Raw genomic sequence first — 15,879 nt, 5'->3', positions numbered from 1 at the left:
AATGTACTGAAAATTATTCTTTATTAGTGTTTAAAATGTCTGGTTCCGGTCATCACCATAGCAATGTTATTTGCATTGCAGTAATCAATACTTAATTGGTCTTTAATAGAACCACCTGGTTGAATAACGGCAGTAATACCAGCCTTGTCTGCTATTTCAACACAATCTGGAAATGGGAAAAAAGCATCACTTGCCATTACCGCACCTTTTAAGTCAAATCCAAATGCTACTGCTTTATCTATAGCCTGGCGTAATGCATCTACACGAGAAGTTTGACCTGTACCACTCGCATAAAGCTGATTTCCTTTTACAAATACTATTGTATTTGATTTTGTGTGTTTACAGATTTTAGAAGCAAAGATTAGATCACTTAACTCCTCATCTGTAGGTTTATTGTCTGTTGCTACAGAAAGATCATCTAGACTGTCTGTAATAGCATCTTTATCTTGAACAAGAACCCCATTTAAACAGCTTCTTACCTGATCATTAGGTAAGGTAATAGGTTTTTGAACTAATAAAACTCTATTTTTTTTACCTTTTAAAATTTCTAGAGCTTCAGTTGAAAAAGAAGGAGCTATTACTACTTCACAAAAAAGTGAGTGAATTTCTTCTGCCGTAGCTTTATCTATTTCAGAATTCGATATTAATATTCCGCCAAATGCAGATACAGGATCCCCGGCTAGTGCATCTACATAAGCCTGGTGTATGGTTTCTCTTTGCGCTAATCCGCAAGCATTGTTATGTTTTAAAATTGCAAATGTGGGATTCTCATCTTTAAATTCGCTCATTAGGTTCACGGCAGCATCAACATCCAGCAGGTTGTTATAAGAAAGCTCTTTGCCGTGTAGTTTATCAAACATAGCATCAAAGTCTCCAAAAAAGGTTCCTTTTTGATGGGGATTTTCACCGTAACGTAAGGTTTTACCTTCAGTAAAACTTTGTTTGTAAACAACATCTTCTTCATTAAAATAGTTGAAGATTGCCGTATCATAATGTGAAGATACATTAAAGGCTTTGGCAGCAAATCGCTTGCGATCTGTTAATGAAGTTACACCATCATTAGCACTTATAAGATCAAGAACTTCTTGATAATCGGCAACAGAGGATACACACAAGGTGTCTTTAAAGTTTTTAGCAGCAGCGCGTATAAGAGAAATTCCACCTATATCTATTTTCTCAACAATGTCTTGTTCAGAAGCTCCTGATGCTACCGTTTTTTCAAAAGGATATAAATCAACAATAATAATATCTAATTGTGGGATGTTGTATTCTTTCATTTCCGAAATGTCACCTTGGTGATCCTGACGGTTTAATATTCCACCAAAAATTTTAGGGTGTAATGTTTTAACTCTCCCACCTAAAATTGAAGGGTAAGAGGTCACATCTTCAACAGGTATTACCGGTACACCAAGATCTTGAATGAATTTTTCTGTACCTCCCGTAGAATAAAGGGTGATACCAAGTTCATTAAATTTTTTTATAAGAGGTTCAAGACCTTCTTTACTAAAAACAGAAATTAATGCAGCTTTAGCTTTTATACCTGTGCTCATGAAGATTTTTTTTATTAGGCTGCAAAAGTATGAATTAAACCCTTAAATGGGGTTGATAAATGTTGTATTTTCTTAGCATAAATTTGTAACATAAAGTATACTTCTACGTCCTATGGTCGTTCATGTTAATACACGTCTATGCTCATCTATTTTAGGGTATTAAAAGAAAGCCTTGCTTTTGCCATTAATGCTTTGCGCAACAATAAATTACGCACACTGCTTTCATTGCTTGGAGTTACAATTGGGATATTTTCTATTATAGGAGTTCTTGCAGCGGTAGACTCCTTAAAGCAAGAGATAAAAGGCAGTCTTTCGTCGTTAGATAACAGTACCATTATCTTAATGCGCTTCTCCTTTGGACCTACAGATATTCCGCAGTGGAAAAGAGAGCAATTTCCAGACGTTAGCTATGAGGAATATCAATACATAAAACGCAATGTTCCTGATGTAGAGGCTGCATCATTTAGTCTCAATGTAGGTGCAGAATCTATAAAGTATGGTGATAAACTCGTAACCGGTGTGGGGATTGCTCCCGTTACTGAAGGCTATTATAATATTGAATCCTTAAAACTGAAAGAAGGTCGTTTTTTTAATGAATCTGAGTCTAATAGTGGATCTCCAGTAATTGTTTTAGGTAGCGAGATCGCAGACGGCTTGTTTGGTAACTTAAATCCTATTGGCAAAGAGGTACGATTATACGGTCAACGATTTTCAGTAATTGGTGTGATCGAGAAAGAGGGAACAAGCATTTTTGGTCCATCAAAAGACGGCTCTGCAATTGTACCTGTAAACGTAGTTCGTCGTATCTACGGAAGTAATAATAAATCTGCATTCCCGTCGATAGTTATAAAACCAAAATCGGGAGTTGATATTCCAGAATTTAATGCGGTGTTAGGGCAACGCCTTAGACAGCTACGTGGTTTAAAACCAGATGACGTAGATAATTTCTTTATTAACCAACTTTCTGGATTTACAGATTTTGTAGATAACATTACCGGTACAATGTCAACTATAGGTGGTTTTATTGGGCTGTTCTCACTACTGGTGGGTGGTTTTGGAATTGCAAATATTATGTTTGTAAGTGTGAAAGAACGTACAAACCTAATAGGTATTCAAAAAGCTTTAGGAGCAAAAAACAGATTTATATTATTACAATTCTTGTTTGAATCTGTTATTCTTGCTACAATAGGCGGACTTATAGGTCTGGCTCTTGTTTGGCTTATTACCGTTGTGGCATCGCAGTTTACGGGTAGCTTTGAGTTTGTGCTCTCTGCATTTAATATTTTTGCAGGATTATCCAGTTCTGTAATAATAGGATTGATAGCAGGTATTGTACCTGCATTTATGGCATCAAGATTAGATCCTGTGGAGGCGATACGTACCGGAATGTAAAAGCCAAGTGCAACGCAAAAAAAACACCGCTCTGCTTTAAAGCAGAGCGGTGTTTTTATTTAAAATTCGATTTGTTTTACAAATTATAGTATAACAGCAACTTGTTGATTAACCCATTCTAAAAAGCGCTCGTCTGCTTCAGTAAAAGGATCGGGAGTATTAGAGTCAATATCGATCTGTCCTATATTTTTTCCATCTACAAAAAGTGGAACTACTATTTCTGCCTTAACGGTAATACTACAAGCAATATAATTATCTTGAGCATTCACATCTGGCACTACAAAATTTTGATTTGAAACAGCAACCTGACCACATATACCTTTACCAAATGGAATAATAGTATGGTCTGTATGCGCACCTGCGTACGAACTTAATTTAAGTTCGTCTTTATCACCATTTTTAAAGTAGAAACCAACCCAGTCATAATATTCGATCGTTTCTTTGAGTAAATCACATACACCCTGCAGGCGTTCTTCCACAGATAGAGTTGCGGTATCTAATATTTGCGATACTTGTATTTTTAGTACATCAAAAGTCATTTTTCTTGTATTTTAGTCCGGCAAATAACCGTTAGCTGATTGTTAGATTTAATAAGCAAATATAAGTCGGTACTTCTATTTATCCTTACATTTTTAGGAGTGTATGTGATATTAAGCTTTGCGTATTCATTTTATTTAAATTTTGAATTTTCAAACGCATTTTACCCGGACTACGTGACCCATAAAGTTGCAAATCAAAGTAAATGGCTTGTGAATGCAATAGGGTATAACTGCACTACAGAACCTCATCCAGATGAAGCCTCTGTTAAATTAATGGTAGAAAATAATTTTGTTGTGCGGGTAGTAGAGGGATGTAACGGAGTAAGCGTTCTAGTACTCTTTACTGCCTTTGTGTTTTCATTTTTTCAAGGCTGGAAAAGGACACTTCTTTTTTTAGTTATGGGCGGGATACTTATATATATTATAAATATTGTACGTATAGCAATTATAAGTATAGCACTCTATGAAACCCCGCAGTACACTAAGGTATTGCATGATATTGTATTTCCTGGTGCAATTTATGGGACAGTAGTTATTCTTTGGCTCATTTGGGTAAACGGCTTCAAAAAGTATAAAGTTTGAAAAGGGTAGGAGTAATTATTTTGGTTTTCCTACTGCTTATACTATTAGCGGTTCTACGATTTTTTCAAGAAGAATTTTTCTACGATCCTTTGATTGACTTTTTTTACGGTGATTATCTAACCGCAGAAAGCCTACCTGAAATAAATCTGGGGAAGTTGCTTTTGGCTACCGGCGGAAGATTTTGGTTAAACTCTTCAATTTCTTTATTGATACTAAAAATAGTATTCGAAAAAGCTGAAATCTTAAAAATTTCCATTTTGATATACGGGGCACTTTTTGTCCTCTTGATCATAGCCTTTACTTACTTGATTGCGGACTATGAGCAAAACTACAATCTCGCTTTATTTTATATTAGAAGATTTTTAATTCAGCCTGTAATGCTTTTACTTTTATTGCCTGCATTTTATTATCAAAAGCTACGCAACAAATAGGCTATTTGTATATTTGATTGAAACTTAAGATTAACGTATGAGAAATATTACTATAATTTTTATTTCGGCACTTTTATTAGCCTGTGGCGAAAACAAATCTGGAGAGAAAACTGTAACTGTTTCAGAAGGTGATTCAGAAAAACACGAACTGGTTTACAACGGAGCAAAACGGGAAGCTCAGTTTAAAAATGAGGAGGTAACCAGTGTTTATGATGCTTATAACAAACTTAAAATTGCTCTTGTAAATACAGATGCTGAAGCTGCTCAAGATGCCGCTGAAGATATGATCTCAAAAATGGAAGCAGTAGAAGTGGAGGCAGATTTAAAACAGGTGGCTCAATCAATTGCGAGTACTAAAGATATTAACAAGCAACGAGCAAACTTTGAAAAATTAACTGCAGGAATAAAAACTTTTGTAGAAGAGAATATTTCTGACGGAACACTTTATTATCAATATTGCCCAATGGCATTTGACGGTAAAGGCGCCTACTGGATTTCTAATGAGAAGAAAATATTTAATCCTTATTTTGGTGATGTAATGCTAAATTGTGGAACTGTAAGCGAAGAGATTAAATAGATAGCAAACGATCCTTAATATAAAAGCCCTTCAGAAATTCATCTGAAGGGCTTTTCTTATGATAAGTAAATGGGAATGATTACATCATTCCTGGCATACCGCCGCCCATACCTCCTGGCATCGCACCACCAGCATTTTCTTCTGGGATGTCAGTTAATGCACATTCGGTAGTTAAGATCATTCCAGAAACAGAAGCAGCATTTTCAAGAGCTACTCGAGTTACTTTCTTAGGATCTATAATACCTGCAGCAAGCATATTTACATAGGTATCTGTCTTAGCGTCATAGCCGTAATCTTCTTCACCTTCAATAACTTTTGCAATAACTACAGAACCTTCACCTCCGGCATTTGCAACAATTGTGCGTAATGGAGCTTCGATTGCTTTTGCAACGATTTTAATACCTGTTGCTTCATCAGCATTTAAAGCTTCTAAGCTTTCTAAAGCACGTTTTGCACGTACAAGAGCAACACCACCACCTGCTACAATACCTTCTTCTACAGCAGCACGTGTAGCGTGTAAAGCATCATCAACGCGATCTTTTTTCTCTTTCATTTCCACTTCAGATGCAGCACCTACATATAGTACAGCTACACCACCTGCTAATTTAGCAAGACGCTCTTGAAGTTTTTCTTTGTCATAATCGCTGGTAGTAGACTCAATTTGAGCTTTTATCTGATTGATACGACCTTTAATTCCGTCTTTATCACCAGAACCATTTACGATTGTAGTGTTGTCTTTATCGATTGTTACATTCTCTGCTGTACCTAGCATATCGATTGTAGCATTCTCTAACGTAAAGCCACGCTCTTCGCTTATAACTGTACCTCCAGTTAAAATTGCGATATCTTCTAACATTGCTTTTCTACGATCTCCAAAACCTGGAGCTTTTACAGCAGCAATTTTAAGAGCACCTCTTAATTTGTTTACTACTAAAGTAGCAAGAGCTTCACCGTCTACATCTTCTGCAATGATTAATAAAGGCTTACCTGATTGAGCCACTGGCTCAAGTACTGGTAACAAATCTTTCATAGAAGAAATCTTTTTATCAAATAATAAGATATAAGGATTCTCTAATTCAGTTTGCATTTTTTCACTGTCAGTCACAAAATATGGAGATAAGTATCCACGGTCAAATTGCATACCTTCAACAACGTCAACGTAAGTTTCAGTACCTTTTGCTTCTTCAACAGTAATTACACCTTCTTTACCAACTTTACCAAAAGCTTCAGCAATTAATTCACCAATAACATCATCGTTATTTGCTGAAATAGCAGCAATCTGCTTAATTTTTTCTGAAGAGTTTCCTACTTCTTTTGTTTGAGCTGCAAGATCTTTTGTGATTGCTTCAACAGCCTTGTCAATACCGCGTTTTAAATCCATAGGATTTGCCCCTGCAGCAACGTTCTTAAGACCTTCTTGTACGATAGCTTGAGCAAGTACAGTTGCAGTTGTAGTACCGTCACCGGCAAGATCATTAGTTTTAGAAGCAACTTCTTTAACCATCTGAGCTCCCATATTCTCTAAAGGATCTTTAAGCTCAATTTCTTTTGCAACAGTTACACCATCTTTGGTTACTTGAGGAGCACCAAAAGATTTATTGATTATCACATTACGTCCTTTAGGACCTAAAGTAACTTTTACAGCATTTGCTAATGCATCTACACCGCGTTTAATACCATCTCTTGCTGAGATGTCAAATGTTATCTCTTTTGCCATTGTATATATTTTTTTAAATTTCTCGCTTATGCGAAAAGTAAAATGTTATTATAATAATTAATAGAAGAACTTAAAGTTATTAGATAACTGCAAGGATATCTTCTTCACGCATAATTAAATAATCTGTGCCGTCTAATTTTAATTCGGTTCCAGAATATTTTCCGTAAAGAACTGTATCACCAACCTTAACGGTCATATCGTGATCTTTTTTTCCATTCCCTACCGCTATTACTTTCCCTTGTTGAGGTTTTTCTTTAGCTGTATCTGGAATATATAGTCCAGATGCTGTTTTTGTTTCAGCGGCTGTAGGCTCTACTAAAACACGGTCTGAAAGTGGTTTAATGTTTACTCCCATTTTAATATAATTTTTTAGTTAATAAAGTTCTTGATATGATGCCTGTAAGGCAGAAATTATGCCAGCAGACTTTGGCTGACAAAAAGGCAAAAAAAAGACCGCATAAATGCGGTCTTCAGATTTTATATATGACTAAAATGTCATTTAGTTCGATTCTGTGTTGTCTCCTGAAGTAGCTTCTGCAGGAACAGCAGCGTCAGGAACAGGCATAATGTTTTCTACATCTTCTCCTTGAATCACTTTAGATTCTGAAGCATCGCCACCGCCAAAAATAGTTACATTAGATATTAATATAAGTACCAATAAAACTGTAGCTAGTCCCCAAGTACTTTTATCTAAGAAATCACCGGTTTTTTTAACACCACCTATTTGTTGTGTTCCGCCTCCTCCAAAAGAAGAAGATAAACCACCACCTTTAGGGTTTTGTACCATAATTACTACAATAAGTAGAAATGCTACAATTACAATTAAAACTAAAAAAATTAAAAACATAGTTTAAGGCTTTACAAAGGCGGATTTCTATTTTAGAAGTGCCGCAGTTTATTATTTATTTTCTTGCAATTTTGCTATTGCCCGAATTTGGTCTGCAAAGAAACCACTTTTTTCCGGATATTTCAAACATAAAATTTTATATGCTTGCTTTGCTTTTTGATAATTCTTCTGCTCTACGTAAACACGAGCTAAAGTCTCTGTCATCAAGCTTTCATTAGGCTGAAAATCTCCAGATAGATCTGGTTTCTTAAAGCCTTCTTCGGGAGTTCTTACTTTTATTTTAGGATTGGTCTCAATAAATTTATCGATTAACTCCAGGCGACGGGTACGATCAGGATCTTCTTCTTCCTCTTCTTCTATTGCTGAAAAGGATACGAGTTTTTGGGACTTTACTGCTAATTTAGGTTCTTCAGTACGTGATTCAGTATTTTCTAAAGGCTGAGTGTCTTCAGGTGAATTGCGGTCTATTTTATTGAAAGAAGTTATTTTAAGCCACTGGCTGAATGAATGAGTTTCATTTTGAGTAAACTCTAAGGGTTTTCCCAGTTCTAAGCTATCAGCAGAATCATCACTATTTTGCGCCTCTTCTGACTCTTCTTTTGGGATAAAGAAGTCATTTGCTAGCACTTGATTCGCTTTAGCAAGTTCTTCTACTTCTAAATCTGAAGAAACATCTATAAGATCATGTACCGGCATATCTCTAAGTTGTTCTTCCTGTGCTTTTATTTGCTCACTAATTGCAGATTGATTAAAACTTTCTGAAGTGATATAGTCAAATAGAACGGTACGGTCCTGAGTGTATGCAGCTGTTTTCTTTAGCTGATTATTGTATAAGAAACTATCTTGATTTTTTAAACCTTTTAAATGGAGCGCACGAGCTGCTTGAAAATAAGGATACTTTTTTACAACCTCATTTAATTCAATTACATGTTCTGCTGTAATTGCATCGGGGTGTTCTAGAAGGTATGTAAAATCGTGTGTATTCATTTACCAGTTTGCCAGCGATTCATTAAATATATCTTGTGTTATACGCTCAAAAATTTCTGCGATAGCACTATCAAGTGCAGCACCTACTAATTGAGTTGTTCCCGGCGTGTCAACAAAAAATGAAAAGCGTTTTTCAAAATCATCACTGCCATCTTCCTTCTTAGTATTGGTAAATCTACATAAGACTACGATAGTTAACCTGTTTTGTGCAGCAAGGTTATCTGAGGTTGCGGTTTGTGGCGCAATATAATAATCTACAATCTCACCTTCATAGATTAAATCTGCATTTGCTGCATTTGTAGCTAAATTTAAACTGGTCTGGTTTTGAATCAAATCTGATAAGGCAAATGTGAAATCTCTATCAATTCCAGGTTCTACAATAGGAGCATTGTTCTGAAAATAATTCACATAAAAACTTTCGGTGCCGGGTTCTATAGAAATTCCTGTAAACGAATAAAATCCGCAGCTGTTTAAACAGAGGCAGCTAAGTAAAAGAAAAGCAATTTTAAGTTTTCTCATAGGTGGTTTAATAAACTCTTTAAAGATCGTATTGTTTAATTTTTCTATATAAAGTACGCTCGCTAATTCCCAGTTCTTTTGCAGCTGCTTTACGTTTGCCGCTATGTCTTTCAAGAGATTTTTCAATAAGTTCTAATTCTTTTTCCTGAAGCGATAAGGTTTCTTCTTCCTCAACGTCTTCAGCAAAATGATATTTGTCTGCTATCGTTGTTTTTGCAGCAGATTCCTGAGGTAATTGCAGTACTTCAGTTATATCCTCTGCACTCTCGTATGCATCAGTTTCTTCTTCGCTGTAAATTTTCTTTATCAATGATTTATTCTCCTCTTGAACACTGGCATTATTTCCTTTTTCCATGAGTTCCAAAGTGAGCTTCTTAAGGTCATTAAGATCACTTTTCATATCAAAAAGCACTTTATAAAGTATCTCACGTTCACTACTAAAATCACTCTCGCTCTTTTTTGAGCCTACTACAGCGGGTAGGTTTGATCCTGTATCTGGTAAATAATGACGCAGTTTTTCTAAGGAAATACTACGATTTTGCTCCAGTACCGAAATTTGCTCAGCTACATTGCGCAGTTGTCTTATGTTACCACTCCAGCGATATTTTAATAGGCTATTGATTGCATCATCATCAAGACGAATTGTGGGCATCTTGTATTTGTTTGCAAAATCTGAAGCAAATTTTCTAAATAAAAGATGAATGTCCTCTTTACGTTCTCGTAGTGGAGGTAGATTAATATCTACTGTACTTAATCTATAGTATAAATCTTCTCTAAAACGCTCTTGCTTAATAGCTTCAAACATCTTTACGTTTGTAGCAGCTACAATACGTACATCGGTTTTTTGTGTTTTTGAAGAACCTACTTTTAAAAATTCACCATTTTCTAATACACGTAACAGGCGCACTTGAGTGGGGAGTGGTAATTCACCTACCTCATCGAGAAATATGGTGCCACCATCTGCCTCCTCAAAATAACCACTACGTGTAGAGGATGCGCCGGTAAAGGCGCCTTTCTCATGGCCAAAAAGTTCACTGTCTATGGTTCCTTCTGGTATAGCACCACAGTTCACAGCTATATATTTATTATGCTTACGATGAGATAACGAGTGAATAATGCGGGGTATACTTTCTTTACCCACACCACTTTCTCCGGTTACTAATACTGAAATATCTGTAGGAGCTACCTGTATCGCTTTTTCTATGGCGCGATTAAGTTTTGGATCATCTCCAATAATACCAAAACGTTGCTTTATAGCGTGAACTGATTCCATTAGCTAATTAATTATTTGAAGAATAACCCACTGCTTTACCTTTAAGTGTTGAAGTAGTACAGCTGGTAATCTCAACATTTACAAAATCACCTACTTTATAATGTTCTTTAGGGAAAACAACAACCGTATTTTGCGAATTGCGACCAGACCATTCTGCGTCACTCTTTTTAGATTCCTTTTCAATTAGGACCTCAACTATCCGGCCTACTTGCTTTAATGTGTTAATATGAGAATGCTCTAATTGTAAAGCTATAACTTCTGCTAAGCGTCTTTTTTTAACCGCTAACGGAATGTCATCTTCAAGTTTACGAGCTGCCATTGTTCCTGGGCGCTCACTGTACGCAAACATAAAACCGAAGTCATATTTTACATATTCTAGTAAACTCAATGTATCTTGATGATCTTCTTCAGTTTCGGTAGGGAAGCCAGTTATTATATCTTGAGAAATACCACAATCTGGTATAATCTTGCGTATGTTATCTATAAGATCAAAATATTCTTGTCTGGTATGAAGGCGATTCATCTCTTTTAAAATACGATCGCTTCCACTTTGTACGGGTAAATGGATGTAGTTGCAGATGTTATCATACTTAGCCATTGTGCGTATTACATCTAAAGTCATATCCTGCGGATTTGATGTAGAAAAGCGAATTCGCATTTTGGGTTGTGCTTCAGCGACAAGAGCTAATAAATCTGAGAAATTTACAGCGGTCGCTTTTGCCATTTCGCTGGCTTTATCAAAGTCTTTTTTGAGACCACCACCATACCACAGAAAGCTATCCACATTTTGTCCTAATAACGTAACTTCTTTATATCCCCTAGACGCTAGGTCATTAACTTCTTCAATGATACTTTGAGGATCTCGGCTACGTTCACGACCTCTGGTGAATGGTACTACACAAAAAGTACACATATTATCGCAACCCCTTGTAATACTTACGAATGCCGTTACACCATTACTTTGCAAGCGCACAGGTGCAATGTCTCCATAGGTTTCTTCTTTAGAAAGAATCACATTTATAGCATCGCGTCCTTCTTCTACTTCTTCCAGAAGATTAGGTAGATCTTTGTAGGCATCAGGACCTACTACAAGATCAACAATTTTTTCTTCTTCAAGAAACTTACTTTTTAAACGTTCTGCCATACAACCTAGAACTCCCACTTTCATAGTAGGATTTATTTTCTTTACGGCATTGTATTTCTCTAAACGCTTGCGAACCGTTTGTTCTGCTCGGTCTCTAATAGAACAGGTGTTGACAAGTACAAGATCTGCATCTTCAAGTTGAGTAGTGGTATTGTACCCTTGATCCGCAAGTATTGATGCTACAATCTCACTGTCGCTAAAGTTCATCTGGCATCCGTAGCTTTCTATAAAAAGCTTTTTTGTATTTGCTTTCTGAGGCTCTAATACCAGTGTTTCTCCTTGTTTTGTTTCGTCTATAATCTTCTCCATAATACGGTCTGCTTCCTAAAAATAGTGGGCAAAGATACGATTAACTCAACTTGTGACAAAGTGTCATTACAACGAAATTTCAAATCAATTAAACTGAAGTTCATGATTATTTTAAACCTCTCATTTTTCGAATTTCAAGTAATGTATTTAAGGTATAGCTTAGGTTTCTGATCTCAATAATAAATTTTCTACTACTTTTGCGATTCTAAAGTCAAAAATATACTCAGCTAGAAAGGCTATTTATTTTTGATGAGAAAATTTTCAAAAGAGCATTATGGCAAAAAATCTTGTAATTGTTGAGTCACCCGCAAAGGCAAAAACTATCGAGAAATTTCTGGGGACAGATTATAAAGTAGAAAGTAGTTTTGGTCATATAGCAGATCTGCCAACAAAAGAATTGGGAGTAGATGTTGAAGGTGATTTTACGCCAAAGTATACTGTAAATAAAGATAAGAAAACAGTAGTAAAAAAATTACGAGACTTGGCAGACAAAGCAGAAATGGTTTGGTTAGCGAGTGATGAGGATCGAGAAGGAGAAGCGATTGCCTGGCATCTCGCAGAGGAGCTGAAACTAGATAAAAATAAAACCAAGCGTATCGTTTTTTCTGAAATTACAAAGAAGGCTATTCTTAAGGCAATAGAAAACCCGAGAGATATTGATTATAATCTAGTGAATGCGCAGCAGGCAAGGCGCGTCTTGGATCGTCTAGTAGGATATGAGATTTCACCGGTACTATGGCGCAAAGTAAAAGGAGGTTTGTCTGCAGGAAGAGTGCAATCTGTGTCTGTACGTTTAATTGTAGAACGGGAACGGGAGATACAAGCTTTTAATACTGAAGATTACTTTAGAGTTGATGCAGAGTTTGCAAATGCAGATGGGAAAACGCTAAAAGCTAAACTTCCTAAAAACTTAGATACAAAGAAAGAAGCAGAAGCTTTTTTAGAAGCTAATGCTACTGCAACATTTAAGGTAGATGCGCTTACTACAAAGCCCGCGAGTAAATCTCCTGCACCTCCATTTACAACATCAACGCTACAGCAGGAAGCTGCGCGTAAATTGTATTTTTCGGTGAGTAAGACGATGAATATGGCGCAACGTCTTTATGAAGCAGGTCTTATTACCTATATGAGAACAGATAGTGTTAATCTTTCACAGGATGCTAAAGCGGCAGCTGCACAGGAGATTAATTCAGCTTATGGTACTAAGTATCACAAAGAGCGTAACTACAAAGGAAAGAGTAAAGGGGCTCAAGAAGCTCACGAAGCAATACGTCCTACAGATTTTAGCAAACATTCAGTAAATATTGATAGAGATCAAGCGCGTCTTTATGAATTAATATGGAAACGCGCGATTGCCTCTCAGATGAGTGAGGCAAAATTAGAGCGTACAAACGTACAGATTGCATCTTCTAATCATCCATCTAATTTTACAGCCAATGGAGAGGTAATAAAATTTGATGGGTTTCTAAAAGTATATCTTGAAGGCACAGATGATGAAGATCAAGAAGAAAGTGGAATTTTACCTCCATTAAAAGAAGGAGAATCTTTAGATAACCACTGGATTACTGCGACAGAACGTTTTACAAGAGCACCTTACCGTTATACCGAAGCATCTTTAGTTAAAAAGCTAGAAGAGCTGGGGATAGGAAGACCTTCTACATACGCACCTACTATTACAACTATACAGAATAGAAAATATATTGAAAAAGGAAATGTTGAGGGTGTGGAGCGTGAATATGATCTTATTACTTTAAAAAAGGGCGTTGTTAAAGCAAGCAAACTATCAGAGAAGGTAGGATCAGACAAGGGTAAACTTGTTCCTACAGATGTGGGAATGGTAGTTAATGATTTTCTGGTTATGCATTTTGAAAATATCCTGGATTATAACTTCACTGCAAAAGTAGAACAGGATTTTGATGAGATTGCTGAAGGCAATGAGGAGTGGACAAAAATGATGAAGGACTTCTATAAAGACTTTCATCCTCAAGTGAAACATGTAGCCGAAAATGCAGAGCGTGAAGTAGGGGAGCGTGTGCTGGGTAAAGATCCTAAAAGCGGCAAGCCGGTAAGTGTGAGACTTGGTAAATATGGTGCCATGGTTCAAATAGGTTCTGTGGAAGATGAAGAAAAACCATTATTCGCAGGTTTATTACCAGATCAGCAGCTTGAAAGTATAACTTTTGAAGAAGCGATGGATCTCTTTAAGCTTCCACGTGATTTAGGTGAATTTGAAGGGGAGCCAGTTGAGGTAAACAATGGGCGTTTTGGACCCTATATAAAATTTGGTAAAACTTATGTTTCGTTACCAAAGGGTAGAGATCCTTTAGAAGTAGAGTATGACGAAGCGGTAGAATACATAAAAGAGAAACAGAAAGCCGATGCTCCTATTTATACTTATGAAGATAAACCTGTTCAAAAAGGAGTAGGGCGTTTTGGACCTTATTTAAAATGGAATAGCATCTTTATCAACGTAAACAAAAAGTATGACTTTGATAATTTGACAGACAAGGATATTGTTGAATTAATTGAAGATAAGAAGCAAAAGGAAAAGGATAAAGTACTTCACGATTTTAAAGATGAGGGTATTCGTGTAGAAAAGGCACGATGGGGAAGATCGAATATTATCAAAGGAAAGGTTAAAATCGAATTGCCAAAAACAGTAGATGCAGCTGCCTTGACTTTGGAAGAAGTGAAAGATATAATAGAAAAACAAGGGCCTAAGAAAAAAGCAGCAAAGAAAACTACTGCAAAAAAGTCAACTACCAAGAAGACTACCGCAAAGAAAAGTACAGCAAAGAAAGCACCAGCAAAAAAGAAAAAATAGATGGCTTTTGAGAATTTATCTCCGGTTTCTGATTCGGTGATTGCACAAATAGATTTGTTGAATGAGCAATGTCTTGGACACGCGATTAATGTTCATTCTCGCGAAAATGGAATGCCTGAATTAAAAGGTGTGAATATTGCTATTTTGGGTGTTAGAGAAAGCAGAGGCAGCGTAAATCACATTGAAAATAGCATAGATTTTTCAGCGATAAGAAGGGCATTTTATAGCTTATATCCTGGGAATTGGCATACGGTAATTAGTGATCTGGGAGATCTCCAACCTGGAGAAAGCAGTTCTGATACCTATTACGCCTTAAAGGAGATTGTTACTGAGCTTGTTAAGAAAAATGTAGTGCCTGTAATTCTGGGTGGAAGTCAAGATCTTACCTATGCGATTTATAGAGCTTATGATGGTTTAGATCAGATGGTGAATCTGGTTAATATTGATGGTCATTTTGATTTAGGAAATAGCAGTTTACCTATTACTAATAAATCGTTTGTCGGTAAAATTATTGTCGATCAACCGTATAACTTATTTAACTACTCAAACATAGGTTATCAAACCTATTACAACTCTCAAGAAGAAATTGATCTGATGGAGAAGTTGTACTTTGATTCTTTTCGTCTTGGAAGCTTAACTTCAGAGCTAACGGCTGTCGAGCCGGTTATGAGAGATGCCGATGTTGTGAGTTTAGACCTTACGGCATTACAATCTGAAACTTTAGGATTTATGCATCCGGCGCATGTAAATGGCTTTAATGGAAGAGAAATTTGTGCAATCGCTAGATATGCGGGACTTAGTGATCGCGTTAGCGTTTTTGGAATATTTGAGTATATTTTACAAGCAAAAAATGAAACAGGTGCCGCTTTAATTGCGCAGTTAATTTGGTACTTTATTGAAGGTGTAAATTATAGAATGAACGAGCGTCTCGAAAACAGGGAAACAGACTTTTTGCATTATAGTGTACCTGTTGATGATGAGCTGCTTAGCTTCTATAAGAGCACATTTTCTGAGCGCTGGTGGATTGAGATACCATTTATAAAAGGCGTTAATAATAAATTGAAGCGTAACACGTTATTACCTTGCACTGAAGAGGACTACATCAATGCCTGTAATCAGGAAATACCTGAGCGCTGGTACAAGGCAAAACGTAAGAATGAAATATAATTAACAAAACTTTTAGTTTTG

Annotated in this window: 15 protein-coding genes; 6 read left to right on the top strand and 9 right to left on the bottom strand. The window is 36.3% G+C overall.

The window, feature by feature from the left end:
• Nucleotides 1–23: 23 nt before the first annotated feature.
• Nucleotides 24–1,550, bottom strand: coding sequence for a bifunctional phosphoribosylaminoimidazolecarboxamide formyltransferase/IMP cyclohydrolase (gene purH, locus DSM00_RS09540; RefSeq protein ID WP_128757779.1), 1,527 nt, complete (start codon nucleotides 1,548–1,550; stop codon nucleotides 24–26).
• 138 nt (nucleotides 1,551–1,688) lie between these two features.
• Here purH and DSM00_RS09535 point away from each other — a divergent pair, with 138 nt between their 5' ends.
• Nucleotides 1,689–2,942 (top strand): ABC transporter permease, encoded by a 1,254-nt coding sequence (locus DSM00_RS09535; protein WP_128757778.1) that lies wholly within the window; start codon nucleotides 1,689–1,691, stop codon nucleotides 2,940–2,942.
• An 83-nt stretch (nucleotides 2,943–3,025) separates the two neighbouring features.
• Here the strand turns inward: DSM00_RS09535 and DSM00_RS09530 are convergent, their stop codons facing one another.
• On the bottom strand, nucleotides 3,026–3,481 hold the full coding sequence (locus tag DSM00_RS09530) for a GAF domain-containing protein (RefSeq protein WP_128757777.1): 456 nt from the start codon (nucleotides 3,479–3,481) through the stop codon (nucleotides 3,026–3,028).
• A gap of 39 nt (nucleotides 3,482–3,520) precedes the next feature.
• Here DSM00_RS09530 and xrtF point away from each other — a divergent pair, with 39 nt between their 5' ends.
• From xrtF to DSM00_RS09515, 3 genes are read left to right on the top strand one after another with little or no spacing between them, the layout of a single operon-like run.
• Nucleotides 3,521–4,063: an exosortase family protein XrtF gene (gene xrtF / locus DSM00_RS09525; protein WP_128757776.1), complete on the top strand. Its 543-nt coding sequence runs from the start codon at nucleotides 3,521–3,523 to the stop codon at nucleotides 4,061–4,063.
• Nucleotides 4,060–4,494, top strand: coding sequence for an exosortase F system-associated membrane protein (locus DSM00_RS09520; RefSeq protein ID WP_128757775.1), 435 nt, complete (start codon nucleotides 4,060–4,062; stop codon nucleotides 4,492–4,494). The genes xrtF and DSM00_RS09520 overlap by 4 nt, the downstream gene beginning before the upstream one ends.
• A gap of 37 nt (nucleotides 4,495–4,531) precedes the next feature.
• Nucleotides 4,532–5,071, top strand: a complete 540-nt coding sequence (locus tag DSM00_RS09515; protein ID WP_128757774.1) for a DUF3347 domain-containing protein — start codon at nucleotides 4,532–4,534, stop codon at nucleotides 5,069–5,071.
• Between the two features lie 79 nt (nucleotides 5,072–5,150).
• On the opposite strand, the gene groL is transcribed toward DSM00_RS09515, so the two are convergent.
• From groL to miaB, 7 genes are all read right to left on the bottom strand, one after another.
• Entirely contained in the window at nucleotides 5,151–6,788 is a 1,638-nt protein-coding gene (groL, locus tag DSM00_RS09510; RefSeq protein WP_128757773.1) for a chaperonin GroEL, read from the bottom strand.
• 79 nt (nucleotides 6,789–6,867) lie between these two features.
• The gene (locus tag DSM00_RS09505; RefSeq protein ID WP_128757772.1) at nucleotides 6,868–7,143 is read right to left on the bottom strand and encodes a co-chaperone GroES; all 276 of its coding nucleotides are present in this window, start codon (nucleotides 7,141–7,143) and stop codon (nucleotides 6,868–6,870) included.
• A 144-nt stretch (nucleotides 7,144–7,287) separates the two neighbouring features.
• Nucleotides 7,288–7,635 (bottom strand): preprotein translocase subunit SecG, encoded by a 348-nt coding sequence (secG, locus tag DSM00_RS09500; protein ID WP_128757771.1) that lies wholly within the window; start codon nucleotides 7,633–7,635, stop codon nucleotides 7,288–7,290.
• A 51-nt stretch (nucleotides 7,636–7,686) separates the two neighbouring features.
• The gene (locus tag DSM00_RS09495) at nucleotides 7,687–8,622 is read right to left on the bottom strand and encodes a hypothetical protein (protein ID WP_128757770.1); all 936 of its coding nucleotides are present in this window, start codon (nucleotides 8,620–8,622) and stop codon (nucleotides 7,687–7,689) included.
• Nucleotides 8,623–9,141, bottom strand: coding sequence for an LptE family protein (locus DSM00_RS09490; protein ID WP_128757769.1), 519 nt, complete (start codon nucleotides 9,139–9,141; stop codon nucleotides 8,623–8,625).
• A 19-nt stretch (nucleotides 9,142–9,160) separates the two neighbouring features.
• On the bottom strand, nucleotides 9,161–10,414 hold the full coding sequence (locus DSM00_RS09485) for a sigma-54 interaction domain-containing protein (RefSeq protein WP_128757768.1): 1,254 nt from the start codon (nucleotides 10,412–10,414) through the stop codon (nucleotides 9,161–9,163).
• Nucleotides 10,415–10,421: 7 nt separating this feature from the next.
• Entirely contained in the window at nucleotides 10,422–11,867 is a 1,446-nt protein-coding gene (gene miaB, locus DSM00_RS09480; RefSeq protein ID WP_128757767.1) for a tRNA (N6-isopentenyl adenosine(37)-C2)-methylthiotransferase MiaB, read from the bottom strand.
• A gap of 274 nt (nucleotides 11,868–12,141) precedes the next feature.
• Between miaB and topA the strand changes: the two genes are divergently transcribed.
• Nucleotides 12,142–14,691: a type I DNA topoisomerase gene (gene topA, locus DSM00_RS09475; RefSeq protein ID WP_128757766.1), complete on the top strand. Its 2,550-nt coding sequence runs from the start codon at nucleotides 12,142–12,144 to the stop codon at nucleotides 14,689–14,691.
• Complete coding sequence (locus DSM00_RS09470; RefSeq protein WP_128757765.1) at nucleotides 14,692–15,858, top strand: formimidoylglutamase; 1,167 nt, start codon at nucleotides 14,692–14,694, stop codon at nucleotides 15,856–15,858.
• The last annotated feature ends 21 nt before the right edge of the window (nucleotides 15,859–15,879 follow it).

The organism is Leeuwenhoekiella aequorea (genome assembly GCF_004104375.1).
Taxonomy (GTDB): Bacteria; Bacteroidota; Bacteroidia; order Flavobacteriales; family Flavobacteriaceae; genus Leeuwenhoekiella; species Leeuwenhoekiella aequorea.
The sequence above is the reverse complement of the archived record's forward strand: the minus strand, read 5'-3'. Positions and strand labels throughout refer to the sequence as shown.

Coding starts and splice junctions, on each gene's coding strand:
- DSM00_RS09535 (WP_128757778.1), top strand. CDS start 1,689: ATGCTCATCTATTTTAGGGTATTAAAAGAAAGCCTTGCTTTTGCCATT.
- secG (WP_128757771.1), bottom strand. CDS start 7,635: ATGTTTTTAATTTTTTTAGTTTTAATTGTAATTGTAGCATTTCTACTT.
- DSM00_RS09495 (WP_128757770.1), bottom strand. CDS start 8,622: ATGAATACACACGATTTTACATACCTTCTAGAACACCCCGATGCAATT.
- DSM00_RS09490 (WP_128757769.1), bottom strand. CDS start 9,141: ATGAGAAAACTTAAAATTGCTTTTCTTTTACTTAGCTGCCTCTGTTTA.
- DSM00_RS09505 (WP_128757772.1), bottom strand. CDS start 7,143: ATGGGAGTAAACATTAAACCACTTTCAGACCGTGTTTTAGTAGAGCCT.
- DSM00_RS09470 (WP_128757765.1), top strand. CDS start 14,692: ATGGCTTTTGAGAATTTATCTCCGGTTTCTGATTCGGTGATTGCACAA.
- DSM00_RS09530 (WP_128757777.1), bottom strand. CDS start 3,481: ATGACTTTTGATGTACTAAAAATACAAGTATCGCAAATATTAGATACC.
- miaB (WP_128757767.1), bottom strand. CDS start 11,867: ATGGAGAAGATTATAGACGAAACAAAACAAGGAGAAACACTGGTATTA.
- DSM00_RS09515 (WP_128757774.1), top strand. CDS start 4,532: ATGAGAAATATTACTATAATTTTTATTTCGGCACTTTTATTAGCCTGT.
- topA (WP_128757766.1), top strand. CDS start 12,142: ATGGCAAAAAATCTTGTAATTGTTGAGTCACCCGCAAAGGCAAAAACT.
- groL (WP_128757773.1), bottom strand. CDS start 6,788: ATGGCAAAAGAGATAACATTTGACATCTCAGCAAGAGATGGTATTAAA.
- DSM00_RS09485 (WP_128757768.1), bottom strand. CDS start 10,414: ATGGAATCAGTTCACGCTATAAAGCAACGTTTTGGTATTATTGGAGAT.
- purH (WP_128757779.1), bottom strand. CDS start 1,550: ATGAGCACAGGTATAAAAGCTAAAGCTGCATTAATTTCTGTTTTTAGT.